The sequence below is a fragment of the Aquimarina brevivitae genome (assembly GCF_004216895.1).
In the GTDB taxonomy this organism is placed as follows: Bacteria; Bacteroidota; Bacteroidia; order Flavobacteriales; family Flavobacteriaceae; genus Aquimarina; species Aquimarina brevivitae.
In genome coordinates, this window is record NZ_SGXE01000001.1 from 552887 (window position 1) to 579027 (window position 26141).

At 31.9% G+C, this 26141-nt stretch carries 22 protein-coding genes; all 22 read right to left on the bottom strand.

Annotated features, from left to right (window positions below; translation table 11 throughout):
* Nucleotides 1-2: 2 nt before the first annotated feature.
* The 22 genes from EV197_RS02325 to EV197_RS02430 all read right to left on the bottom strand — a co-directional run bounded on the left by EV197_RS02325 (nucleotide 3) and on the right by EV197_RS02430 (nucleotide 26112).
* On the bottom strand, nucleotides 3-1316 hold the full coding sequence (locus EV197_RS02325) for a UDP-glucose dehydrogenase family protein (protein ID WP_130285126.1): 1314 nt from the start codon (nucleotides 1314-1316) through the stop codon (nucleotides 3-5).
* Between the two features lie 33 nt (nucleotides 1317-1349).
* Nucleotides 1350-2693, bottom strand: coding sequence for an undecaprenyl-phosphate glucose phosphotransferase (locus EV197_RS02330; RefSeq protein ID WP_130285127.1), 1344 nt, complete (start codon nucleotides 2691-2693; stop codon nucleotides 1350-1352).
* A 64-nt stretch (nucleotides 2694-2757) separates the two neighbouring features.
* The gene (locus EV197_RS02335) at nucleotides 2758-3915 is read right to left on the bottom strand and encodes a glycosyltransferase family 4 protein (RefSeq protein WP_130285128.1); all 1158 of its coding nucleotides are present in this window, start codon (nucleotides 3913-3915) and stop codon (nucleotides 2758-2760) included.
* Between the two features lie 74 nt (nucleotides 3916-3989).
* Nucleotides 3990-5240: an O-antigen ligase family protein gene (locus EV197_RS02340; protein ID WP_130285129.1), complete on the bottom strand. Its 1251-nt coding sequence runs from the start codon at nucleotides 5238-5240 to the stop codon at nucleotides 3990-3992.
* Complete coding sequence (locus tag EV197_RS02345; protein WP_130285130.1) at nucleotides 5237-6322, bottom strand: glycosyltransferase family 4 protein; 1086 nt, start codon at nucleotides 6320-6322, stop codon at nucleotides 5237-5239. The genes EV197_RS02340 and EV197_RS02345 overlap by 4 nt, the downstream gene beginning before the upstream one ends.
* Nucleotides 6288-7547 carry an O-antigen ligase family protein gene (locus EV197_RS02350; protein ID WP_130285131.1) on the bottom strand — a complete coding sequence of 420 codons (1260 nt, stop codon included), beginning with the start codon at nucleotides 7545-7547 and terminating at the stop codon, nucleotides 6288-6290. The genes EV197_RS02345 and EV197_RS02350 overlap by 35 nt, the downstream gene beginning before the upstream one ends.
* Nucleotides 7548-7550: 3 nt before the next feature.
* A complete protein-coding gene (locus tag EV197_RS02355) occupies nucleotides 7551-8570 on the bottom strand; it encodes a glycosyltransferase family protein (protein WP_130285132.1) in 1020 nt (339 codons plus the stop codon).
* A gap of 8 nt (nucleotides 8571-8578) precedes the next feature.
* Nucleotides 8579-9610, bottom strand: coding sequence for a hypothetical protein (locus EV197_RS02360; RefSeq protein ID WP_130285133.1), 1032 nt, complete (start codon nucleotides 9608-9610; stop codon nucleotides 8579-8581).
* Entirely contained in the window at nucleotides 9594-10715 is a 1122-nt protein-coding gene (gene glf / locus EV197_RS02365; RefSeq protein WP_130285134.1) for a UDP-galactopyranose mutase, read from the bottom strand. The genes EV197_RS02360 and glf overlap by 17 nt, the downstream gene beginning before the upstream one ends.
* A complete protein-coding gene (locus EV197_RS02370) occupies nucleotides 10700-11962 on the bottom strand; it encodes a flippase (protein WP_165388981.1) in 1263 nt (420 codons plus the stop codon). The genes glf and EV197_RS02370 overlap by 16 nt, the downstream gene beginning before the upstream one ends.
* A 150-nt stretch (nucleotides 11963-12112) precedes the next feature.
* A complete protein-coding gene (locus tag EV197_RS02375) occupies nucleotides 12113-13174 on the bottom strand; it encodes an MraY family glycosyltransferase (RefSeq protein WP_130285136.1) in 1062 nt (353 codons plus the stop codon).
* A gap of 168 nt (nucleotides 13175-13342) precedes the next feature.
* Nucleotides 13343-14575: a glycosyltransferase family 4 protein gene (locus EV197_RS02380; RefSeq protein WP_242610677.1), complete on the bottom strand. Its 1233-nt coding sequence runs from the start codon at nucleotides 14573-14575 to the stop codon at nucleotides 13343-13345.
* Complete coding sequence (locus EV197_RS02385; protein ID WP_130285138.1) at nucleotides 14541-16118, bottom strand: alginate lyase family protein; 1578 nt, start codon at nucleotides 16116-16118, stop codon at nucleotides 14541-14543. Before EV197_RS02385 ends, EV197_RS02380 begins: the two co-directional genes overlap by 35 nt.
* Nucleotides 16115-17362, bottom strand: a complete 1248-nt coding sequence (locus EV197_RS02390; protein ID WP_130285139.1) for an O-antigen ligase family protein — start codon at nucleotides 17360-17362, stop codon at nucleotides 16115-16117. The genes EV197_RS02385 and EV197_RS02390 overlap by 4 nt, the downstream gene beginning before the upstream one ends.
* Nucleotides 17363-17366: 4 nt before the next feature.
* The gene (locus tag EV197_RS02395; protein WP_130285140.1) at nucleotides 17367-19484 is read right to left on the bottom strand and encodes a bi-domain-containing oxidoreductase; all 2118 of its coding nucleotides are present in this window, start codon (nucleotides 19482-19484) and stop codon (nucleotides 17367-17369) included.
* 78 nt (nucleotides 19485-19562) lie between these two features.
* Complete coding sequence (locus tag EV197_RS02400) at nucleotides 19563-20327, bottom strand: AglZ/HisF2 family acetamidino modification protein (RefSeq protein ID WP_130285141.1); 765 nt, start codon at nucleotides 20325-20327, stop codon at nucleotides 19563-19565.
* A gap of 3 nt (nucleotides 20328-20330) precedes the next feature.
* Entirely contained in the window at nucleotides 20331-20945 is a 615-nt protein-coding gene (gene hisH / locus EV197_RS02405; RefSeq protein WP_130285142.1) for an imidazole glycerol phosphate synthase subunit HisH, read from the bottom strand.
* Nucleotides 20942-22078 carry an N-acetyl sugar amidotransferase gene (locus EV197_RS02410; RefSeq protein WP_130285143.1) on the bottom strand — a complete coding sequence of 379 codons (1137 nt, stop codon included), beginning with the start codon at nucleotides 22076-22078 and terminating at the stop codon, nucleotides 20942-20944. The genes hisH and EV197_RS02410 overlap by 4 nt, the downstream gene beginning before the upstream one ends.
* Nucleotides 22079-22080: 2 nt before the next feature.
* The gene (locus EV197_RS02415) at nucleotides 22081-23151 is read right to left on the bottom strand and encodes a glycosyltransferase (RefSeq protein WP_130285144.1); all 1071 of its coding nucleotides are present in this window, start codon (nucleotides 23149-23151) and stop codon (nucleotides 22081-22083) included.
* On the bottom strand, nucleotides 23148-23786 hold the full coding sequence (locus EV197_RS17280; RefSeq protein ID WP_130285145.1) for a CatB-related O-acetyltransferase: 639 nt from the start codon (nucleotides 23784-23786) through the stop codon (nucleotides 23148-23150). The genes EV197_RS02415 and EV197_RS17280 overlap by 4 nt, the downstream gene beginning before the upstream one ends.
* Nucleotides 23787-23798: 12 nt before the next feature.
* Nucleotides 23799-24830, bottom strand: a complete 1032-nt coding sequence (locus EV197_RS02425; RefSeq protein WP_207224188.1) for an EpsG family protein — start codon at nucleotides 24828-24830, stop codon at nucleotides 23799-23801.
* Between the two features lie 100 nt (nucleotides 24831-24930).
* Nucleotides 24931-26112, bottom strand: a complete 1182-nt coding sequence (locus EV197_RS02430; protein WP_130285147.1) for a glycosyltransferase — start codon at nucleotides 26110-26112, stop codon at nucleotides 24931-24933.
* Nucleotides 26113-26141 lie beyond the last annotated feature (29 nt).

Below are 26141 nucleotides of genomic sequence, written 5' to 3' on the forward strand. Positions count from 1 at the left end.
TATTAAGCTATTATATCTTTTCTTCCGATAGAAAAATAGGAAAAACCTTCCTTTTCTACATCACTAGTGTCATATAAATTTCTTCCATCGAATAGTACCGGAGTATTTAGCGCCTCTTTAATTCTGCTGAAATCCGGCGTTCTAAAAATGCTCCACTCTGTACATATTACCAAAGCATCTGCTTCTTGTAAAGCATCGTACATCGATTTTACTAATGTGATTTGATCACCATACTGTTTGGTAACATTGTCCATTGCCTCTGGATCAAAAGCCTGGATTTGTGCACCTGATTTTAATAATTCCTCAATTATATCCAAGGCCGGTGCTTCTCTGATATCATCAGTTTCTGGTTTGAATGCCAGTCCCCAAATTGCAAAAGTTTTTCCTTTTAAATTATGGCTAAAAAATGAATTAATCTTTGGTAATAATGCTTTCTTCTGACGACTATTTACATTGATAACGGCATCCAATATTTTAAACTCGTAATTTTCTTCACTACCGGATTTATGCAGTGCCTTTACATCTTTAGGAAAACATGAGCCTCCGTAACCAATTCCTGGAAACAAAAACCGTTTACCAATACGAGAATCTGTTCCCATTCCAATCCTTACCTTGTCTACATCTGCACCAACCTTTTCGCAATAGTTTGCTATTTCATTCATAAAAGTAATCTTGGTTGCCAAAAATGCATTAGCCGCATATTTAGTTAATTCAGCAGATTTTTCATCCATTATTAAAATAGGATTACCCGAACGCACAAATGGTTTGTACAACTTTTCCATTAATGCTGTAGCTCTTGTTGATGAAGAACCAATAATAATGCGCTCTGGTTTCAAAAAATCATCCACAGCAAAACCTTCCCTTAAAAACTCCGGATTGGAAACAACATCAAAATCACAATTGGCATGTAATCCTATTACTTGACGAACTTTTTCTGCAGTTCCTACAGGTACGGTACTTTTATCCACTATTACTTTATACTCCTTAATAGTTTTACCGATCTGCTCTGCCACCCCAAGCACATAAGATAAATCTGCTGATCCATCCTCGCCTTCTGGGGTAGGTAATGCTAAGAAAATAATAGCTCCGTGTGCTAAGCCTTCTTCCAATGAAGTAGTGAACGTTAGCCGTTTTGCTTCTATATTTCTTTCAAATAATACATCCAAATGAGGTTCGTAGATCGGTACTTCACCTGAGCGCATCCGATTAACCTTATCCTCATCAATATCCACACAAACCACCTCATTACCGGTCTCAGCTAAACAAGTTCCTGTAACCAAACCTACATAACCTGTACCTATTACTGAAATTTTCATCTTTCTTTATTCTTAAATTAATTCAAAACTAAACTAATATGCTTTTTCCTCTCCCTTTAGCACATTTAGTATAGTTTTGAAAATTATATTTATATCCCATAATAGGGACCAGTTTTCTACATAAAAAATATCATATCGAACTCGATTAAACATATCCGAATCTTTAGCAATATTGCCTCTATATCCACTAACCTGTGCTAAACCCGTTATTCCCGGCTTCACATTATGTCTCATCATAAAACGTTTAATCTTTCCCTTATAATCATCTGTATGACTCATTAAAAGAGGGCGAGGCCCAACAACTGACATTTGTCCAAATAATACATTAAAAAATTGAGGCAATTCATCTATGCTCGTTCTTCTTATGAATTTACCAATCCTTGTTATCCTTGCATCATTCTTGCTAGCCTGTTTTTTATCCGCTTCCTTGTTAATGGACATAGATCTAAATTTATAACATAAAAAAAGTTTAAAATCCAATCCATATCTATGTTGCTTAAAGAAGACAGGTCCCTTACTTTCTAACTTTATAAGTAATGCCAATAAAGGAGTCAACCAAGATAGCACCAAAACAATTACCAATAAAGAAAAGGTAATATCAAAAACTCGTTTGGTAAGGTACTTTAGCGGATCGTCTAAGGGTACAGGAGCAAGAGAAATGACCGGTGTTAAATTGTAATAATCAAGCTTCAGGTTTTTAGAAAACAATTCCTTATCATCTGCAATAAATCGGATGGTCTTTCGGTTTGCCTGACAAAATTCTGTTAGTTTTTTAATCTGGTTATTGCTTAATTCCTTAATAGAACAGTAGATTTCATCAATATTATTATCGAGTATAAACTGTTGGGCATCCTCAATTGTCCCTTTGGTTTTAGGTGCTATTTGTTCACCAAAAAACCCTTTAAACTGATAACCATATTCAGGTGAATTATTAAAAAAATAAGCTAAGCGTTTTGTTGCTTCATTTACACCAATAATAACGGTGTAGACATTATTACTACCGGTTATGATTCGATATCGCTTAAAAATTTCAAAAAGTATAACCCGCCAAAAGGTGATAATAATGAGTAAAAACAGAAAAAAACGTAATATATCAGAAGCAGAAATGAAATTTTCCTGAATATAGAAGTATGAAAAAACGAGTAAACACATCAACAATGTTTGTTTGAAGAACAGTGAGATTACCTTTACAATCTTAGTAAATCGATACACTGAATAGACTGAAATAGTAATTGAAAGAATAACCCAAAATATAATTATAGCCAAAATATCGACCCATTGGCTTGATAAAAAAAGAATAGTTAATAAGGATACAATCAACAAATCTATACCGTATAGTAAAGGTCTGATGAATCTTGAATATCCTGTATATTTCATACCTGTTCTTCTCTTATCCAATTATCTTGCAAATCTAACTAAATATGAATGTATTCTCTTAGTGTTATTCTCCTTTTTTCCAGGCTAAATATACTTCCTCCACCGTTTCTTTAAACTCTTCTTGAAATCGTTGTCTACTAAAAATCTGAGCATGATTATTAATGAATTGCGGATTGAATCGGCTTTCGTTCTTTTCAAAAAAATGTACTGCTTCTATTAAAGATTCTTTAGTTTGGTGTTTATAAAAAACGCCTGTTTTATCGACAAAATTGTCTTGATCAACTTCAACACCATTGACAGTTTCAACTATTCCTCCCTTTTTATAGGCTATTACAGGTATCCCACAAGCTTGTGCCTCTATTGGTGCTATCCCAAAATCCTCGTCAGCAGCAAAAACAAACGCCCTTGCCTTTTTTAAAATTTCTTTTTTCTCCGCACCATCCATAAATCCTTTTAGTTCTATCGTCGCCCCTCCCAATCGCTTCAATTTTTTATATTCAGGTCCGTCTCCAATAACGATAAGTCGCTTGTTTAATTTCTTAAAAGCTTCAACGATAAGATCAATTTTCTTATAGGGAACTAATGAAGAGCATGTAACAAAATAATCTTCCTTTTGATCAGAAATACTAAATTCCTCGACGGCAACTGGAGGATAGATTACTTTAGCTTCTTTATTATATATTTTTTTTATGCGTTTGGCCACATATTGAGAATTTGCGATATAATAATCCGGCCTGTTTGCTGTAGATACATCCCAAAGTCTAAGTTTATGTAAAAAATATTTAGCCATAAGGCCTTTCAATCCCCTAGTAAGCCCACTTTCTTTTATATATTGATGGTACAGATCCCAAGCATAGCGAACAGGTGAATGTACATAGCTAATATGGAGTTGATCCGCCCTGGTTAAGACCCCTTTCGCCACACAGGAAGAAGAAGAAATGATTAACTCATGTTTACTGAGATCAAATTGTTCTATTGCTAAAGGGAAAAACGGTAAATAATTTCTGTACTTTTTTTTACCAAAGGGTAACTTTTCAATAAAAGAGGTGTTCGGGGTCTTGCCTTTAAAAACCAGTTTACATTCTGCGTCACTCATGGTATTTACCAGCGTAAAATGCTCAAAGTCATTCCAAATGGCTGTTATTGCTTCTACGCAGCGTTCGCCTCCTCTATATTGAGTATACCAATCATGTATTAATGCTTTATCAAGTGAGCTTAACATATACAACTAGTGCCTATTACAATTAAAGGGTAAAAATACCTTGTTTTTAACATTAAATCCCAATTATCGCAGAATTATTGGTCTGAATTTGAAGATTTACGGTTGGTCAACAGTAAAATGGCGTTAAAAAAACTAAAGAAAAGTATACCGTCATGTCTGTTTAATATATTCTCAAAGGAAAAGCATAATACGCAAAGTATAAGAAACGGAAGGTAAAGTAGCGTAGCCTCTTTTGACCAAATTATCCAACTAAGGATAGCAAATAAGAATAGCATCAACCCAACAATACCGTTTGATAGTATCAATTGCAAATATTGACTGTGCGCATTAAAACTAAATCTAGTAAACAAATCCGTATGTTTAAATTCTGTATCATAACATTGCTGCAACTGTAAATTATCTTGACCAATGCCATACCCCAAAAAGGGTCTTTCTTTTATATTTTGTAATGCACAATAATAAATAACACTTCTTATATTTTCATTAGAAATTAATGGGTTGGTTACTTCATACTTACCTGCTGGAATAGCCTTCTCATGATCCCCAAGCTCATTAATTTTTGCAATTATTTTATCCTTTACTAAAAACCCCGCTACTAAAAACGCCCCTATCCCAAAAGTAACAATCATTGTATGAGACAACTTTAAACTTCGAAGAATTAGGTAAAGCGTTGCCAAGATTGTAGCGAACAATGGCATTCTTGCCTCAAGCATGCGTTGCCAATACATTAAAAATGCAATGGTTATCAATAGTATTACAATGTTCTTTAAACTTTTAGCTGATTTGAAACCAAGCCAGCAGAGCGCTATGACTGCCATACCTATCCACATGGATAAATACGTACCATGAACCTTAGTATGTAGTTCTATTTTATCACGAACCTCCCAAAAACTTAATTGAAGCACATAGAGGTCGTTCCAGTAATAAAGATGTAAATATGTTAGAAATAACAAAAGCGCTGCTATATACAACTTAAGGATAATCTGTAGCTTCTTAGTATCTAAAAGACCAAAATTCAAATTAGCAAAGGCCAGTAATAAGATGGGTAATGACCTGGTTATATATTTAAATGCAAGGCTATACTCTTTTACATAACACAGTCCTATCAGATAAATCAATACTAAAGAACTAAGTGAAATCAGTTTTTTCGTTTTAACACTGTTCCAACGCTTTCTTCCATCTACTCCAAAATAAATAGCGCTTATTACACCTATTATAATCACTAAAGCACTTTGAATTCCTCTAGGAAGAACTGGAAAAGTTGCTAAAGCGCATAGCAAATAATAGAAAAATCGATCGTAATATTTAGTAAACCAAGCTATCAAAATATATCCTTTACTAATGAAACGTGCTGTAATGCTGAAGTTTTCCAGCTAAAATTTTGTATTTGACTATATCCTTTCGCAATGAGCTCATTTTGTACCTCTTCATTACTTAATACACCTTCGATCTTATCCTTTAAATCCGTAGCGTTTGAAGGGTCAAAATATAAAACTGCCTCTCCCCCAACTTCGGGTAAACTCGTACTGTTTGAACTTATTACCGGTATTCCACAAGCCATAGCTTCGAGTAATGGTAATCCAAAACCTTCGTACAAAGACGGAAACACAAATAAATTAGCCGTTTTATAAATTGATGGTACCGTATCATCAGCAACTTGACCCGTAAAAATAACCTTATCCTGCAAATGATGCTTCGAAATAAATTCAAATATGGTTGGGTCTCCGGTTATAAAACCATCCTTTCGACCTAAAATAACAATCCTATATAGACTTTTAATTTCATCATTTAATTGCACGTAAGCTTTAAGTAACGTGATTAAATTTTTATGTGGTTTTATATTTCCGACAAACAAAATGTATTTTTCAGGAAGCGTATCTATTTTACGTTTATCGGAGTTCTTGGCAAAATCTTGATGTATACCACCAGGAATTACTACAATTTTATTTGGAGCTATGTTGAAGTGTTTTAAAATTTCTAGTTTAGAAAAATTGGATACCGTAATAATTTTTTTGCTTTTACATATGGCATTATAGTAAAGTAGTTTAGCCCATTTTCGTTTTAAAAGTGAAAAATAATGCGGGTTAGCCAGATGGTTGATATCATGAATGGTTACTATTTTTATTTTTGCGTTAACCGGAAATAATGGAGCATTAAAATGTGGAGACCAGAACACATCGCATTTTGGCACTTTAACCGGAAACAACAACTGCTCAGTAATGGAATATACTTTTGCCTTAAAGGAAATCACGTCTACTTTTTGACTCCATTCAAAAGTCGAAATAATATCAGGGTCTCCAAGTACGACAACATCCTCAATATGGTCCAACAGTAACGGAAAGATATTCTTGATATAGGTTCCTATACCCGAATTATGAATTAATCTCAGATCTACTACTAGCTTCATCCCTATGTGTGTTCGCCAATACAAGCGCTAATAAAACCCAAGGATACATAAAATGGATTTGAACCCCAAATAAAAATAAAACAATGAATCCAATTAGTAATTCTGGACTTCCTTTATTGCCTCTTACCTTTATAAAAACTACACCCATAATGCTAAAAAAACCCAATAGACCAACTAAACCATTATCTACCAAGATATCTACAATTCCTCCAAAACCGTGTGCATCCAGATTTCTAATCGGCTTAGGCGGTAGTGGGAAAAAGCCTCTATATTCTTTATTATTTCTAAGTAAAGGATAGTTTCCTGTACCGATACCAAACACAGGTTTCTCCTGCACCATTTTAGGAAAAATAAAGAGTCCTGATATTCGACCCATAACCAAGTTGGGGTCTTTTGGTCGCTCTTTGACAGCTAATTGCACTCGGTCCAGTTCTTTCACATACATGCTGCTTATGTTAATGAACAGATAGATCAACCCTGCTCCTATAAGAACTAATATAGGTAATAGCAAGGGCTTTAATTTAGCTTTTAGGTAACTGAAGTTTTCAATTACGATCCAAACCAGGCAGCATAAAATACCAGCTTTGGACTTGGCCATAAAGGCAATGACCATAAAAAGCATAATTTGATAAACAATTCGTTTTTGGGTTTTCTTTACCAAAGTAATTGCGATAAAAACAAAACTGAGCATTAATCCATACGGCCCTCCTTCTACAAAATACCCTCGTAATCGGGTATCCCAGCCATACACCAATCTCGTATTATCCATTGGAATTAGATTCAATGCAACTGCTAAATAGATAATAGCAAAGACTACGGTTATGATAATATTCAGGTCAATGAATTTTTCAAAGAAGAAATCAAATTTTTGCTTTTGTTTTAAATGCCTAAAAAACAATATTGCTAGGTTACATAACACCAAACAGCTTACAATTTCTAAAAACCTACCTAATGTGATCCAATAGGGTCTTTTAAGAAGTGATGGTTGAAGATATATAAAATCCAACTTGGAGGTTGTCCATAAAGAAATCAATGCAGTTAACGTAAAGAAGATGAGCAAGTACACTACATATTTATTCAGTTTACCCAAAAACACCAAAGGAGCTAATCCTAAAAGCATCAATTCTGATACTTTTACAACCCCTATCTTGAGATCTGTAAACTGTACGCAAAACGTTATAAACAACAGCACTAATGTGTACAATATGGTGTTTTTCTTTTCCAAATGCTAGGTTGTAAATACGATTTTAATGATTTTTGGTATGCGACTCAGCTGACCTGCAATTATTCTTTTACCTATCGTGACTGTCAATATAAAAAGTTGTACTGCCCACAATCGTCCTGGATGATATGTTTTAGTGTATTTTATTCGATTGGTTAAAGATAACAAATCAATAAAAACTGACTTCTTTTTCTTTGTACCCGTCAAGGTGGCCATTCCATGTTTATGAAACACTCCTGGGATAGGTAAAATCTTAGTACCTCCTCCAACTCGCTTTGCTCTAGCTACCCAATCTAATTCTTCAAAAAATAAAAAATAAGATTCATTCATGGGCCCTACGTTTTTTAAAAAGGCAGTTGAACAAATAAGAGAAGCGCCTATTGGATAATCATAGTTCTGTTGACGGAATACCTCTTTGTTATCTAAATAAGACACTGGTAATCCTTGACCAACATGCGAAGTTAAACCGGTCCATTTATTAAATTTCCCAGCAATCGCCTGTATGGTTTCGGGTTGGTAATACTCTAGTAACGGAGTGCCAAAAAGCGTGGTGCTCAAAGACCTTTTATTTGCGATGAGTTCTTCTTTTATACGCATAATTACCTGTGGTGCAATCACCGTATCATTGTTTACTAACCAGATTAAATCATCGTTTGACCCATATGTTATCAAATATCGCAATGCAATATTATTCGCCGCGGCGAAGCCTTTATTCTCCTTTGCTTTTATAAAAATGAATTGATTGTTGTACCTAGTGATAGCTAATTCTTCTTCAGTAATAGCGCTAAAATCGATTGGCTCTGCGTGCACTGGTAGTACACGATCAGGATAGTTAGTTTCAATACTTGTTCTTTGATCCTTAGAAGCCCATCGTAGAAGACGATCAAAATCATCGTTCCCCTCGCTATTATCGACTAGCAATAACTGATAATCTTGATCCGTAGCGTTAAGCAAAGACTCCAAACACTCCACGGTATCTTCATAGCCATTATGGTTTACAACAACAATATTTAATTTAGAACCCAACAGTTTTCCTATAGATTTATCTCAAAAATGGTTTTAATATCTTTTACAAATTGAGTTTCCTCTTGCATAATGCGCATTCGATATTCTTTAAAATCTTCAATTGCCCGATCATAATTTAAAAAGCAGTTTTCAATTGTGTTTGTAAAACTTTCTATTTGCTCCACCGGATTTTCAAACTTATACTTTTCCGGTATAAATACATCCTTTTTAAAATTAGCTGAGCCCCTCTTCCCCGTTATTACACAACATCCACATATGGCCGCTTCTCTAGGAAAACGATCCTTACCAGGATGATTCCCAAAATCCACATATACTTTGCTACTTATTAATAGCTCTTTCACCTCTTGTGGTGACAAATTTATTAACGGAGTCCATTCGACATTTGGCAATAAATCCATCAACTTAGCTGTGATATCGTAGCCCTTTTTTGGGTTATATAATATAACATCTTTACGTCGATCATCGGTATTTAATTCATCTGTTGACGCCAAAAAAGTTGAGTTTAAAAAATCCGATACATACCCAATTTGATCCTTGTCAACACCCTTGTTTTTTAAAAAATCAACCGCGTAGTAGGATTGCGCCAAATGATATACTTCATCATTACCGCTTGGAAAATTATAGGGTTTATTAAGAAAAAAAAATTGTTTGACTTTATACTTCTTTTCTTGTTGTTTTATAAAGAAATTATCTACACTTAGCCACCAAATGACCCTACGCATTTTCTTAAACATATAAACCACACCTGAATGTGTTTCTGGGGTAATGATTACGTTATCCCTATCATCTTCAATCGCATACAAATCAGTATGGTTCGTATTGTATTTTTGATATAAAGGATGAATCGGGTCTGAAAACGTGCGCAAAGCCGAAATGGACTTTGATCTAGTAAATGTTTTTTCATCTAAATAAACCATCTGGGCAGCAACGCCTAATAAGTTTAATTTATGAACTAATTGATGTAATAATTCAGGACCTCCAGTAGCCACTTTAGCTGGACATACCACATATACCTTGGAGTTCTTAGTCAACCCTATCATATTGCTCTAATCTTTTTATTTTAGTCCACGCAGAGGCTATGACTTGATGCATATCATAGTATTTATATTCTGCTAAACGGCCGCCAAAAATAACATTTGATTCATCATCCGCTAATTGTTTATATTGGTTATAAATTTTACTGTTCTTTTGATCATTAACAGGATAGTAAGGTTCAGTGCCTGGTTTCCATTCTTGTGAGTATTCTTTGGTTATTACGGTTTTAGGTTGTTTTCCGAATTCAAAGTGTTTGTGTTCTATAATTCTTGTATAAGGGGTGTCTGTATCCGTATAATTTATCACAGCATTGCCTTGATAATTTTGTTGATTTAGAATGCTTTGTTCAAACTTCAAACTCCTATACTCCAAATTGCCAAAACGATAGCCGAAATACTCATCTATCTTACCCGTATAAATTATACGATCTGCCAAGGAATCCCACTGCTGTTTATCTTTAAAATAGTCCACATTCAGTTTTATCTCTATCTCTTCAAGTAAGCCTTCTATCAATTTATTGTAACCTCCGATAGGTATCCCTTGATATTTATCGTCAAAATAATTGTTATTAAAAGTAAACCTAACAGGAAGTCTTTTGATAATAAAAGCAGGCAAGTCTTTTGGATTTCTGCCCCATTGTTTTTCGGTATAGCCTTTAATCAATTTTTCATAAATATCCGTACCTACCATAGAAAGCGCCTGCTCTTCGAGGTTTTCCGGATTCTTGATATTAAGATTGTTGATTTGTTGCGATATAATTTCTTTTGCTTTATCAGGTGTTTTTACTCCCCATAATTGATAAAAGGTATTCATATTAAAGGGAAGATTGTACAATTCTCCCTTATAATTGGCTATGGGTGCATTTGTATACCGATTAAACTCGACGAAAGAGTTTACGTAATCCCAAATTTTTTTATCGTTAGTATGGAAAATATGTGCCCCATATTTATGAACATTAATATCTTCTACAGCTTCACAATACACATTGCCTCCTTGATGGTATCTTTTATCAATAACCATACAAGTTTTACCTCTTTTATTCAGTTCGTATGCACATACGGAACCAAACAAACCTGATCCAACAATAAGGTAATCTACCTTTTTTGCCATAAATTATGCTTTCTACATAGATAATATAACAACAAAGTAACAAATATTTCTGTTGCAACTGTAGCATAGGTAATATTAGTTATGGTGAACTTTAGAAAAAACCATATTGCCATTATAAGTATAAAATAAAATATACCAGATGCCACTATACCTTTACTAAATGTTTTATTAAAACCAAATGGAATTAGTAATTGTACACCAAATACATTACTCATCGCTGTAACTGGTATTGTAAAGAGTAAAATTCTAAGTATTTCCGTTCCTTTCGTAAGCTCATTGCCGCCCAGTATCACTACCATAAACTCAGCAATAATAAAAGCACTACAAAATATCAGTACGTTGACCCCTAGTGAGATCTTATACATTTTTTTGATGAATAAAATGTTCTTTTCACGGTTTATTTTGGGGAAAATGGTTTGTGTAATTAAAGATTGAGGTATTTTTAATACGGAAACTATCTTTTCTGCCAGATCATAAATCGCAACTTCTTTCATTCCTAGAAACAATCCTACAATAACTTTATTCGTAGCCAGATAGAGTTGAATGGAGATGTTAGAAATAAATATAGGGAGCGCAGCTTTAATCTCTTTGCGCATGGTACGTAATGAAGGAACTAATATATGTACCTGATGCCTTTTATTAATTATATAAAGTGCGACTGCTCCAGTAATCAGGGTCGTCACTCCCTGTATTATTGGAACCTTTAGATAATCATCAGGTTGTTTGATCAGAATGAAAATAGCAACAAGAAATATGAATTTTGCTGATAGTGTTACTATAGTGATATAGTGCATGCGTTCAATGCCCTGAAAATACCAAATGGGGAAAAGTACTTCATAAATGCACATCCATAAGGTTAGAATTAGCAACCATTGATATTCTTTTGCAGCAGGAATAAAAAATGTAGCAACCACTAGCAAGGCAGATAAAAAAAGACATAAGCTTACTTTTACCCAAAAAATACTACTAAAAATTTCCGACAACTTGTGTTTATGCTCTCGAAACAAGCTAACCGATCGAACACCCGAAATATTAAAGCCAAAATTGACAACAATTACCAAATAACTTACAATAGCTTGTGCAAAAATGACCTTACCAAACACCTCGGAACCTAACCTACGTATCAAATAGGGATAGGCTAATAGCGGTATAAGTAAGTTGCATATTTGTAAGACGGACAAATAAGAGAAATTAGAAACTATAACTTTGTTTCTTGCTAATAGTTTTCTAAGATTCTTAAGATTCACACAATTTATTTAAAAAATTTAATAGGCTTATATGTATGTCGTCTATAGGCTCTCAAAATATAAAATTTTCTACAAATGAATTTGACTTAAGACATTCATAGTATAACTATTTCATACCTTAAAAAAACATAGGGTAGTACGTAGAACAACTCAATCTACATTTTCCGACTTAGGTTTGTTCGGCTTTTTTTTAAAAACTCCATTTTTTAATCTATCTACTTTGCGTTTAAATAGTATTCTACGTTTGATATTAGAAAAACTATAATCAAACCTATAAAAAATATAGGCTAAAATAATTATTGTAGTGATAAGAAATAGAACTAAATAAAAATTATCAGAAGTGCTTCCTAAAATTACCATTAATACCACAAACAATAGATTAAATCCCCCGATAACAAAACTAGCTTGTTGATGAGATAAATTAAAACTATCAATGAGAATATGATGTGTGTGGTTTCTATCCGGTGAAAAAGGACTTTTCTTATTGGCTACTCTTATCGTAAAAACCCGAGCTGTATCAAATAATGGTACAATTAAAATACCTATAGCAATCAAAGGTGCATTCTCTAATAAAAACGGCAATTCATTGTAAGAATTAGGGGAAAGAGCCAAAAACTTAAGCGTAAGTGCACTAATCATAAAACCAACAATAAGGGATCCCGTATCCCCCATAAAAATTTTTCTTCTTGAAGAAAGATTGTAACTTAAAAAAGCAATTAAAGAACCATTAAGTGCCAGCGCAATTAAAACATAAAAATATTCTGCTGTTAAGTAAAAAATAGTAGTATAAATAACCAGAATAACAATGCCTACAATCGATGCTAATCCATCAATACCATCAATAAGATTGTATGCATTAATGATCGTAAGCATAATAAATGCACCTGCTACATAATATAAAAAAATTGGAATGTCATAAATACCAAGAAAACCGTTGAGAGATCCTATTTGAAAACTTTGGTGGCTTAATATAAATGATACTGCTGCTAATTGTGCAACCAACTTAGTAAGTGGTGACAATACAACTAGGTCATCCTTTAAACCAACTATAAATAAAATGGTTAGGCCTGGTATAAAATATATAGCTTCAGTAAAAGAACCATCTAAAATTTTAAGAAAAAATAGCGCAAATATTAAAGTATAAAAAAATGATACTCCACCAAGTGTTGGGGTTTTTTTTACATGAGAACTTCGCACATTAGGATTGTCCATTAAGTTCTTATATTCAACTAAACCTATAATCTTTGGTATAGTTAAATAAGTGAGAACATATGCTCCTATAAAAAATATTAAAAGGTAATATGGTGGCAAACTATCTGTCTAAATAATTATTTTTCAAAAGTAAGAAATTCTAAACTCGTTTTAGCGGATCTTTAAAAATTATGTTTTTATAAAGGTAAGCATGTTACTTGCAATTTTAGATCTATCAAAATCCTCTAAAATACTACTATACCCAGAACTATATGATTCTTTAGAAATTAAAATCTTTTCAATTTTGTCAAAGAAATCCTTTTCGTTTTCAGGCTCAAAGGCTTCTCCAACTTTATATTTATCAATAATCTCTTTTGCCTCCCCTTCAACACCTAATAATATGGGTTTATGCATACCACTTAACTCAAAAATTTTAGAAGGTATAACACTTCTAAAGGTATCCGATTTTTTAAGATTAACTAATGCAATATCCAATATGGAAATATAATCCACCACTTCTTTTTTTGGTACAGAAGGAAGCATTGTTACATTATTCAAATTTAATGATTCCTTTAGCTTAATTAGTTCTTCTCTTTTAGCCCCATCTCCTAAAAATAAAAAATGCAGATCCTTATTATTGATTTTTTTAAGACTTTTTAAAATGAAATCTAATCCATGAGCCATACCGTGAGTTCCTATATAACCAACAATTATTTTGTCTTGTAAATTTAATTTAGAAAGTAATTCGAAATTCTTTGGTATAGGTTGAAATAATGTACTGTTTATACCGTTTTTTATAACTTTTATTTTAGAAGGAAGAATATTATGTTGCTTTACTAAAATCTCTTTAAACGAATCAGTAACCACCACAATTTTGTATGCTTTTTTGTACATTCTTTTTTCCAAAAATTCAAAAAATCGAATTACTATCCCTCCTTTCATAGCTCCAACAGCTTTTATAGATTCTGGCCAAAGATCTCTTACTTCCATAATCCATTTTTTTCTTTTCCAAAAACCCAGCCATCTGCCTGAGATAGCACTAAAAAACTGAGGAGATGTGGCGATGATAATATCCGTTTTTATAAATAAGCCTACTAAGAAGGAAGATATCATAAAACTAAGATAATCTAGAATTCTTTTTACAAACCCTTCATTAGCTGAAATATATGTCCATACTCTTACTACTTTTATTCCATCGATTAATTCCTTTTGATATAATTTATTCTTATATCCGTTATAAACTTTCCCTTTAGGAAAATTTGGAGCACCAGTAATAACAGTGACATCAGCTCCTAAATTCACCCACTCCTTGCAGTGTTCATAGGTCCTTGTTGCAGGTGCATTTACTTCTGGTGGGAAATTATCTGTTATAAATAAGATATGCATTCTATAAATTAATTTGAGTAGAAAGATTGTTTTCAAACATAACTGCTATTTTTTTTGCCTTTCTTGTTCGATTGAAGCCTAAGCAATAGTCATAATCAGAAATCTCTATATTCAACGAATCTCCTTTGAATTGAATGTTAAAACTTCCTTTAGAAAAATTGACATTATTCCCTGATATTTTAAAATCACCTATCTCAGGGTGAATGTGCAAAAACGCTATTTTTTTACTTTTCTTTCCGTTTGGAATTTCATCAATAATTTCTATTTTGGAATCTTCTGTAATAAAAATTCTTTTATGTAAAAGGTTTAATTTTTTATATCCATTGTGAGTTGCCTCAATATAATTTTGTTTTTCTTTAAGTTGAACTATTTTAGATCTTCTGGCAACTCTAAAACCATCCCAAACCTCACTTTGCTCTTTATCATCTATTTTAACTGTATTATGACTAGCTGTTTGGCGTTGTTCTAGCCTTATGGCATTCTTTTCATATGTTGAAATTCCCGTATCTACTATAAAAGGTTTATTTTCTATATAAAGTTCAAAATTAAAGGTATCTGAATGCGCATGGCCAGGTTGATAACTTGGTCCTATATCACCTACATCTACAAATAACTCATAGTTTGACTTTCTTATCATTCTATAACCAGAATCACTTAACTTAACGCTATCTAATTGCAATCCTATTTTCTCAGCATATGTAAATAACTGTTTAGAACTGGGTGCTATATCATAAGTGCTATCATTGACCATAGGGATAGTACCATTTCTAAATGTTATTTCATTTAACCATCCAAGCATACTAATTGCTTTGACTTTAAGGTGCTCAACAAAGTCTTCTTTTTCTTTCCAACTGTTAAGGTTGATAAGATTTATACAATCCAATAAACGATGTAACAAAATTTGATGATACATTGGTGACAGTTCAAAATGTGCTCCATCTTCTAAGATTTGTTCTTTAAGTTCTTCTGTTAATATATTTTTTGCTTTTTTATAAAATCTTTCATCCTTAAAATAATAAGCCCCAAATAATAAAGAATATCCGTTTTCCAATAAATGATTTCCAAGTAGATGATACTCTAGATTGTTTGTTAGGATCTGATAATGATTATATAAAGTTTGATCAATGTGATGATCCGCTATTTTGTGTTTTGATAAAAACTTAATCCAATTAATCCCTCTTAACGATATAGGGTAAGGTTCTTTACCATCCTTTAAAATACTATCTTGACTAAGATAGTTTTGGATCAAAACTAATCCTTGTTCCTTTGTAATATTTTCTTGATTTAAAAAATCAAAGTAATTTAAGTTGTATGTCCAAAGTTTACCGTACTTTTTAAAGTTCCAATCAATTTGATTATCAAACAGATATGATTTGTTCAGAAAAATAAATGTGTTTTTATCCTTAAAAGTACTTGGATAGAGAAAAAAATCTTTCCATTCTAAAATTTCAACTTTCTTCGGTAAAGCGTTAGTATATGTTTTTTTAAAGAATTTGCCTCTAACTTTATAGAAAAGCTGATAATAAATTTGCTTTAATTTTAGGTGTTTTACTGTTTCAAATAATATTAAAATATTCACAAAGTTTCAGGTTTTTTTGTCTCTTGTATTAGCAAACCAATCATAAAAAGAGAAGGAAGAATTCCAGCTTGTCTACTAAGAAATGGCTCTATCAAACAAATTAAAAATATGAAAGCTATATAGAAAAGAAGAACTTCAGATTTTTTCTTATATGCAATATAAAAAAGAGCTATAAAGATGGATAAGAAAAGAATAAATCCAATTATTCCTGAGCCAATATATGCTTTTAAAAATTCATTATGAGGGTCAAATACTCCTCTTTCTATAAGATAATTATAATTATACTTTAGGAGTTTGTCCTTTATCTTATCGTCAATATCTCCAACACCATAACCAAAAAAAGGAGCTTCTTGAATTAGCTCTAAAGAACATCGTGAATATTGAAAACGTTCCACTAAGCTCCCATTTGTTTGCTCCTCTATTTTCTCAATTTGTTGAATGGATTGGTTAAATCTAATATAAGAGAGATAAAATCCAAGACCCATAACTAAAATAAAGCTTGTTAAAATTACAGTTCTTTTTTTGCCTTTATTATTTTTAAAAGCTATGAAAGTTATATATGTCAAAATAATCAATAGAAGAATAATAGCAATTTTAGACTGTATTAAAAAAATTACCACAATAAATATAATACCAAATACATATTTTAAAAATTTATGTGATATAGCATTACTGAAAAAGAACAGAAAAAGTAAACTTGTTAAAACAGAAAAAGAAAAATATAACCTATGTACGCCAAATGAAATAAAATTGGCACCACTATGGTAAGTGAAGTATCGGAAGGTATAAAAATTTATACCTTCATTTATTGTCTTATTTATAAAGTACATTTTTTTATCAATGAAAAAATATACTAGATTGCCAAAACAAAAAATACAAATCAAAAAATTACTTATAATAAATATTTTGATTAATCTTTCCTTAGGCCATTTCTTGTACAAAAGAAAAATCAAAGGAGCAATTATAAAAAAAGCTCGATGTTCGATACTCTTTAATCCCCTAGATATGTCTTCAGACCAAAAAAGAGATGTAATTTGCCAGATCAGGAATAAAACAATGAATACATAATAATGTTTATATAACTTTACATTTTCTAGAAAATTTATTCTCTTGAATTGCATTACACCAAGCACCACCATTAATCCTATTAATGGTGATAGCATATTACGGTCTAATGGTAAAAGAAAAACGAACGCCCCTGTTACCAGCAGTATTGCTTTATCTAGATATTTTTTATAGCCCATTCAATTAATTAATTACTACCCATTCTTGATTTTTTAAAGAATCAATAGCAGCAAAAGAAGCCTTCGTTGTATTTACAATCTCTTCAAAAGGAATTATTGGATTATTCCCTCGTATCTGTTGTAAAATAAGTTCATCAAACTGATTATAATGTCCCTTATCCTGTTTTGAGGAGGAGTTACCGCCTTTGAATCCATAAGCTTTTAACTTTCTCCAATTGTCCATAATCAAAGTACGTTCTTGGGAATATACCTCCACTCTTTCTTTAGAATATGCCTTGCTTCCGTTTGCAAAATAATTAATGACGGCATTACTCCCATTCTCATATTTTAATAAAATACTAGCATTATCTGTATTCTCTTCCGGGTTTTTACCCATTGCATTCATACATATAGCCTTTACCTTACTACCAGCAAAATATGTACAAAGATCAATATAGTGACAGGCTTCACCAATGATTCTTCCTCCTCCCACTTCCATATCATGAACCCACACATCTTCTGGAATAAAGCCAGCATTCATTGTAGCAATAATATTAATTGGTGTATTATCGTTTCCTAAGAGCTTTTTCATTTTTTTTGCCAGTGGAGCAAAACGACGATTAAAGCCTACAGAAATAGTGACATTTTGATTATTATATTCCTCGATTATAGCATCCAATTCAGAATTTGTTAAGGCTAAAGGTTTTTCAACAAAAACACTCTTACCTGCTTTTAAGGTTTCCAAAACCATCGGGGCATGCATATTATGCTTCGTAGTAACAAATACCAAGTCGACCTCATCATCCTTTAATATCTCTTTATAATCAGATGTTGATTTTGCAATATCATAACGCTTAGCCATAATAGTTGAGGTAAGTCCACCAGAGCTAGCAATAAATTTTATATCGGCACCAATTTTTCTAAGATTTGGTAAAATAGTTGAGCTAGTAAAATTACCCGAGCCAATTATTCCAATGACACCCTTCTTATTGGTAAAAGACTTTTTTGAAATCTTAACTGATGATCTGGGAGGTTCTGTTTCATTATATTCTAGAATAGAAGCAATAGATTTTGAGTTTTTCATGTCTCCATAAATCTTCTGATATTCTCCTAATGGGATTTTTTCCGTGATTAGAGGTTTTACATCTAGTGTGCCTCTAGAAATAGCATTTAATATTGCTTCAAAATTTCTTTTTTCTGTCCATCGCACGTATCCTATTGGATAATCATTTCCTTTCTGCTCATATTCTTCGTCATATCTTCCTGGGCCATATGAGCAAGAAACCTGAAATGAAATTTCTTTTTCATAAAAATCTGCTCTACTTATGTCCAGTCCAATTACGCCAACAAGAACTATACGACCTCTTTTCCTACACATATTTGCAGATTGAGAAATGATTTCGTTACTCTTGTTAGATGCAGTTATGATTATACCGTCTGCTCCTACACCATTTGTATATATCTCTACAAATTTAATCTGATCTGTACCTTCAGCAGGGTTTATCGCAGTTATACCTTTTTCCTTGGCAATTTTTATTTTTTCATCGTCATAATCGAAACCAATGACATTACACCCATTAGCTAAAAGTAACTCCGCCGTTACCAAGCCTATTAGACCTAATCCTACCACGACTATAGTTTCTCCAAAAGTTGGATTCAATAATCGAATACCTTGTAATCCTATAGATCCAATTACTGTAAAAGCTGCTTCTTCGTATGAAACATTGTCTGGTATTTTGGCCACCAAATTTTTTGGTATGTTTACATACTCTGCATGATTACCATTTGATGCTACTCGATCTCCTACTTTGAATTCAGCAACTCCTTTACCAATAGCTACTACTTCTCCAACATTACAGTACCCAAGTGGTAAAGGTTGATTCAATTTATTAAAAACGGCATCCATAGTTGGTTTAAGACCGTCTGTTTTAACCTTATCAAGTACCATCTTAACTTTATCCGGTTGTTGTCTTGCCTTTTGAATAAAATTTGCCTTTCCAAATTCAACCAACATTCTTTCAGTTCCTAATGAAACTAAAGTTTTATGTGTCCTTATTAAAACGTGGCCTGATTTTATAGTTGGGACTGGGACCTCTTCTAAAATAGTTTCTCCATTTTTGAGATCTTGTATGATTTGTTTCATTTGGTTAATTTTTCATTTTTATAATAAATAAAAACTTTTGTGAATTACACATAGGATTATTGATAAAATCATATTAGATCAATTTAATAACTCTTTAATCTCTTTACGATTAGGGTAGTTAATTAATACAGCTTTATACTTTCCTTTAAATACAAATATACTACCAGCTGCAACTCCTATCACTTTATGCTTTTTAATCATTTCTCTAATATGATTTAAACTTCCTGCACCTCCTAAAACAGTCATAGGAATATTAATACAAGACCTTACCACATCTATTAACTTATGATCATAACCCTTCATCATACCATCATTATCGATGGAGTTAATTACAATTTCTCCCACTCCCAATTTCTCAAACTTCATTGCCAATTCTTTTGGGTCTTTTCCAGTTGCTTTGGTTCCATTGTGTGTATATACTTGGTATTTACCAAAAAGTCCTTTTTTTTTGACATCCAAAACAGCAATAACGCTTTGCACACCGACAGCTGCGGCAATATCGGCAATCAAATCCGGATTATTAATAATTGATGAGCTAAGTGCAACTTTTTCAGCTCCTAAATGAATAATTTGTTTAGCATCTTCAACAGTTTTTACTCCACCACCATAACAAAGAGGCATTCTAGACTCATTTGCTAAATTCTGTATCATTTTAAAATCAGGTTTACGATTTTCTTTAGTTGCATCTATATCCAACACCATTAGCTCGTCAACTTCTTTTTCATTAAAAATTTTAACTGCATTTATAGGGTCTCCAACATACTTGGAGTCCTTAAACTGTACAGTTTTTACCAGCCCTTTATTTCTAACCAAAAGACAAGGTATAATTCGTGATCTTAACATAAATTATAGGTTAGCAAAATTTTTAAACAATTGAATACCATTACTATGACTTTTTTCAGGATGAAATTGCATGCCAAAGACATTATTGTTATTTACTGCAGAAGAAAATTCATTTCCATAATAAGTACTTGCTAATCTGTTTTCCAAAGATTCACAAGAAAAATAATACGTATGTAGAAAATAAAACCCGTGATCGAAGTCAATATTCTCGAATATCCTGTGCGGTTTTGTAGGCTTTATCGAATTCCATCCTAAATGCGGTAAATAAGGTTTTTCATCAAATAAATCAATATCAAATTTTTTTACCACCCCATTAATATAACCTAACCCTTTTAACTCACCTTCTTCGCTGTTTTTGGCTAAAATCTGCATTCCAACGCAAATACCCATTGTTGGTACTTTCTCCTCCAAAACTAATCTATCCAATTCCTTTTGAAATCCTGATTTAAGCAATTGATCCATCGTTTCATCAAATGCTCCTACACCTGGTAGAATTAGCTTGGTTGCACCTTTCAATTCTTCTGGAGTATTAGCGACATAACATTCTACATTTAACTGTTTGTAAATATTTAATATAGCCTGTATATTACCAGATCCATAATTAACTATTTTGATCATCTCTTACCTCCTCTTTCTAAACCAATAATTCTCATCATTTTAGCTCCAATATTATAAATGTTCTCTTGAGATTTATAATCTTTATATGTTTTATTAGGTGCATCCATATAGCTTTGTAACTCTTCAACAGATATTCCTAATTTGTTTGCTACGAACTCAAAATCCTGTTTGATTGTCTGCGGATCATAAGCAGGTTTTTTCAATTCATCTATTGCTTCATCTCTCGTCATTTGTCCGGTAAGAATTAAACTAGAAAACTGAACCTTTCTAGTATCAAATCCAAATTTTTTCGGCAACCAATATGCCTCATAAAACCTTGTAAAACGTGACTCGAAATGTTTCTGAGGGTATTTTTGATAACCAAATTTATCTACCAATAATTGCATAGCATCTTCTTTATGATACGGTATATAATCTAAAGGTCTAATTAATTTTATTCCCTTAAAATATGGTAAGTATACTTTATGCCATAAAATATTGGTTACAGGATAATCTTTTAATTTCCCTGTTCCATGTTTTTTATAAATATCTTTTAATTGAATAGAGTCTGACTGATAATACATCCATTCCAATGGATTTCTAACACATTCTGTAGAGTAATTACCTCCTGTGAGGATATATTTTATTTTATGCTTAGAGGCAAATTTATACATTGTTGCAAAAAATGCATGATCCTGTGGAACATCAACATGTGGAACACCAGATTTAAAAAAGGCTAATTGAAGATCCTTTATTTCCTCCCAATTAATAACCTCTGTATATAAGTCCAGGCCTAACCCATCTACTAAACGTTCTATGTTATTTACTGCAATTTGAGAATTCCATCCTGCATCTACATGAAAAACCAAAGGACGAAGACCATATATCTCTTTCATCGCATATAATAGATAAGAACTATCTATTCCTCCACTCATACCCATTAAACAATCAAAGTCTTTGCCCTCTCCTTCTTTTTTAATTTTGAAAATAATATCGTTTAATTCCCTTTCTCCTCTTTCGTCCGTATGCCAATTGGGTAAAATATCTTTATAATAGGTATTACAATGATCGCAAACTCCATGTTCATCAAACACGATTTTTGAATCCGTTGTATCCATGACACAATTCGTACATATTTGATATTCTCTGTTCATAATTATTCTTTATAATCTATATTACTTAGGTTTGTGTTTTCAATAGCATCCAAAAAGCCTTGATACATATTTTTCATTGTGCAAAATTCAGAATAATATTGAAATGCATTTTTTCCAAGATTTCTTGCATATTCAATATCCGTGCATAATTTGATCAAATAAAATTCTAAGGACTTTATTGAATCTTCACAAAATATACTGTTCACTTCATGTTTTATATTTGTTTTTTCGCCTCCGCTTATAGAATTGATTTTTGTCAAAAAAGGTACCCCGTAACCTAAACTTTGTAAAACAGACAAGCCAGATTGACCAAAGGAAACGGAAACAATAGCTTCCCTATAAAAACTTTCTAGCTCAGCAACATGTTCTAATCTTCCTGCAAAAAAAACTCTTTTCTCAATGTTATTTTCTACAACAATATTTTTTAACTTCTCTTTTTCAGAACCGTCTCCGATAAATATTAAATTTATATAATCTGGAATTTTACTCAAAATGTTCGAAAATGCTTTAATCAGTATATCGTTTTGTTTTCTCTGATTTAAGCTACCAACAAATAGAATCTTATTCTTTTTTTTATTTTCAAAAGATTTTATTGTATTACTTACGTCAAAAGTGTTATTTGCAACGTAAGTTTTTCTATCAGTAAGTCCCATATTAACAAAATCCTTTCTAGACTTTTGAGTATAGAATATATTTGCATCAGCCTTTTTTGACAAATAAAGTCTAGCTTTATTTGCAATTTTGCTATTGGTTAGCCAAGCTCCCCATAAAATTAATTTTGCATTCTTATTATGAGAATAAATAGAAATTATTGTATTAATCCATCTTAAGTCAAAAAGTAATATTATATAATCATAATTTTGCTTTTTGACTTCACTTAATATTCCTTTTTGAATAAAAAAAGGCCCTATTTCTTTTGAGGGAAATATTAACTCTGAATACTTATCTGTTTCTTCAACTGTTTTATTTCCAGAATGCAATACTACCAATTCATATTTTTCCGCTAAAAGGTTAAATAGAGGTTTTCTATAATGTAATATATAGTTATAACATAATAATATTTTCTTCTTCATAACTGTTTTTCCTTATTTAAGTCTTTGGAAAAGCGTTTGATAAATTCATCTGGGTTCTTAAAATGACTTGCAAAGTTAGTTAGATTTCTATCGTTTAATTCCCACCATTTTGAATTTAACAAATCAACGATCATCTTTTCTGGAAATCGTTTCTTAATTTGCCTAGCCGGGACACCGCCCATTATAGTATATGGGGGAACATCCTTTGTTACGACACTACCCATTCCTATAACAGCACCTGTTCCAATATTTACTCCTTGTTTTATTAAAGCATTTTGACCAATCCATACATCATGCCCTATTACAGTCTTTTTTACTGGCTCTCTATTATGCTCAGAAAATTTTGCTTTTACACTATCTCTTCCTTTATAAAATACTGGAGACATTGAAACCCAATGGTAAGGATGCATTCCCCCTCCAATAATTACACCATTTGCAATGGAACAAAAGGAACCTATTTCTGCACTTGTAATTTCACAATTATAACCACAAAAAGAATGTTTCCCCATTATAGTATTAACTATATTTGAACCTGCCTCCACCTTTGAAGTGGAATCTATCTTTGAGTTTCTAATAGCGCTTCCTTTTATTTTTTTTAAGGTTTTCGCCAATATATACCTTAATATATTTATCATATAATAAAAAATTTAAAATTGAAATGGAGAAGATAGGTTTTCTCCCTTGTATATTTTATAAATAAACATAATGAATTGGGTAACTATCAACAAGTAGATTAACCAGGACGATTTTGATTTTCCAAAATAAAAAGCCAAAGCTGCCAAACAAAATATTTTGAACCAAATAAATAAATAGGTTATTCTACCTAATATGTCATAGCGCCAAAAGAAATTAAACAAAATTGAACCTATAAAAAAAAGGTTGTAATGAATTTTCATTCGAGGTATCTTTTTTAAAATATCTCTCGAAAATAAAATTATTATAAAACCTACTATAAAAATATAAATATTCCCAAGTCCACCGGATACGGGATTCTGAAAATCTTCTAAAAATCTATCAGTGTAATGTTCGTACTTAGGAAAAAGTCCTACACCAAAGACGACAATTTCCTTTATATCCAAATTATTACCCAAGGCAAATGATAACACATAAAATATTAAATATCTATAGTGAGTAAAAGATACTTTATTAATGAAGAAATAAAATGGGTATAATAAGATGATACTTGTATGAAATGACAAAGCTAGAACACATAATAATGTATATCTTAAAATTGATTTTTCTTCTATATATTTTATAGCATACATATATATAACTAAGGCCATAGTCTGACGCATTCCATTCATAGATGCAAAGAAAAAGCCAGTGGTAAAGGCGAAAAAAAAACCCCATTTTAAAAGAAAAGGAAATACCTTAAAACTCTGTATAAAAAAATACCATATGATTATCGCTGTAAGAGTAAATAAAGCCCATACACGAAAATTAAAATATCTCAACGTCCTTATTATGAATTCAAAGCCGAATTCATATCTAGCCATTTTGGCTTCCCAGTGATGCGCATATCCTATGTTATAGTAATCATTATAATAACCGATATAATCTACTCCAACATTATACCTAAACCCCACAACCAAAACAAGAATTAAAAAGCCCAAAAACAAAGGCCATTTCCAAAGTAAACTACTTTCCTCTATAGACCCAAAATTATGATTCGTGCGCATGAGTAACTTATTATTATGAGCTGTTGCTACATATAATATTACCAATAAAAAGAGGTATATACTATAAGCTAAAAACATAATAATTCAAGTTATTTGATTGTTAGTAATTTGATTTTGACTCTAAAAAAATATTGTTGATAATACGCAGTAATTTCTCCTTTTCAACATCCCAACTGAAGATATTCTTCGCTTTTAGTGAGTTCTCTACGCATTCTTCATAAAATAACTGATCGTTTATAAGCTTATGTATAGCTTTTGATATCCCAGTTATATTTTCTGGATCAACCAAAACTCCTGATTTAGAAATGGTATGGACATGATTGATTTCGGGAAAATCACTTGCTATATATGGCACTCCCACCATGATACTTTCGTAAAGTTTATTTGGAGCAGCTAAATAATAACTTATAGAAACATTTTCGATAAGTACAATACTAACATCAGCACTTTTAGTCCAGTACAGTAATTCTCTCCAAGGTACAGCTGGTAAAATATATAATCTATTAAAATTATACTGGCTTGCTAAATCTAGTAACTTCTCTTTGTATGTATTAGAAATAAAACCCAGGAGAACTAAACAAAAGTCTTCTGATTCAATTTCAGAACATGCTTTTATGGTTACTTCTAAGCCTCTTCCAGGAGACAACATACCCTGATATAACAATATTTTTTGGTTTTGAGGGAGATCAAGTTTCTTTCTTATCAAATCACTACTGGAAATATTTTCCGGTATGGGCACATTGCGGACTACTTCTACCGTATCAAGCTTGTACCACCGTTGCATCAATTTTGCTCTTTCTATATCTGCAGCAATTACTGACTCAGCACCTATGAGCATTTTTCTTTCTAAACTTATTATAAAATTATTTAGGCTTCTATTAAGTTTTTTGTTAGCTACTCTTTTTCTATCCCCTTCTAATTCGTTTGCTGAATATATAAATTTGGCTGCTGTTAATTTTGAGATTAAATACACTATTATCAGGTCCTCTATTCCTATTGCTATATATAGATCTGCTTTTTGTTTAAGAGCTTTGAAAAACAATTTTGTCAAGCCCTCACATATACGTAATATCGAAAATATAGAGCTTTTAAAAACCCTTGATTTAATATCTACGTAGCTCATTTTATAAATATAGTCCCTCCTTTTTACATTATCTCTTGGCGTTATACTTAGAGTGGTTACATCATATTTATTACTTTCTTGAAGAGCCAAAGCTGTTCTGTGAATTCTAGAGATAAAAGTGATATCTCCTGATCTTAAAATACATACTTTCTTTTTCATAAACCAATTAGTTTTACAGTCAAAAAAAT

Bases quoted from the DNA above. Each gene is read 5' to 3' on its own strand.
- EV197_RS02430 (WP_130285147.1), bottom strand. From the start codon at position 26,112: ATGAAAAAGAAAGTATGTATTTTAAGATCAGGAGATATCACTTTTATC.
- EV197_RS02345 (WP_130285130.1), bottom strand. From the start codon at position 6,322: ATGAAGCTAGTAGTAGATCTGAGATTAATTCATAATTCGGGTATAGGA.
- EV197_RS02335 (WP_130285128.1), bottom strand. From the start codon at position 3,915: ATGTTAAGCTCACTTGATAAAGCATTAATACATGATTGGTATACTCAA.
- EV197_RS02325 (WP_130285126.1), bottom strand. From the start codon at position 1,316: ATGAAAATTTCAGTAATAGGTACAGGTTATGTAGGTTTGGTTACAGGA.
- glf (WP_130285134.1), bottom strand. From the start codon at position 10,715: ATGGCAAAAAAGGTAGATTACCTTATTGTTGGATCAGGTTTGTTTGGT.
- EV197_RS02410 (WP_130285143.1), bottom strand. From the start codon at position 22,078: ATGAACAGAGAATATCAAATATGTACGAATTGTGTCATGGATACAACG.
- EV197_RS02360 (WP_130285133.1), bottom strand. From the start codon at position 9,610: ATGATAGGGTTGACTAAGAACTCCAAGGTATATGTGGTATGTCCAGCT.
- EV197_RS02390 (WP_130285139.1), bottom strand. From the start codon at position 17,362: ATGGGCTATAAAAAATATCTAGATAAAGCAATACTGCTGGTAACAGGG.
- EV197_RS02375 (WP_130285136.1), bottom strand. From the start codon at position 13,174: ATGGACAATCCTAATGTGCGAAGTTCTCATGTAAAAAAAACCCCAACA.
- EV197_RS02395 (WP_130285140.1), bottom strand. From the start codon at position 19,484: ATGAAACAAATCATACAAGATCTCAAAAATGGAGAAACTATTTTAGAA.
- EV197_RS17280 (WP_130285145.1), bottom strand. From the start codon at position 23,786: ATGATAAATATATTAAGGTATATATTGGCGAAAACCTTAAAAAAAATA.
- EV197_RS02425 (WP_207224188.1), bottom strand. From the start codon at position 24,830: ATGCGCACGAATCATAATTTTGGGTCTATAGAGGAAAGTAGTTTACTT.
- hisH (WP_130285142.1), bottom strand. From the start codon at position 20,945: ATGATCAAAATAGTTAATTATGGATCTGGTAATATACAGGCTATATTA.
- EV197_RS02330 (WP_130285127.1), bottom strand. From the start codon at position 2,693: ATGAAATATACAGGATATTCAAGATTCATCAGACCTTTACTATACGGT.
- EV197_RS02415 (WP_130285144.1), bottom strand. From the start codon at position 23,151: ATGAAGAAGAAAATATTATTATGTTATAACTATATATTACATTATAGA.
- EV197_RS02400 (WP_130285141.1), bottom strand. From the start codon at position 20,327: ATGTTAAGATCACGAATTATACCTTGTCTTTTGGTTAGAAATAAAGGG.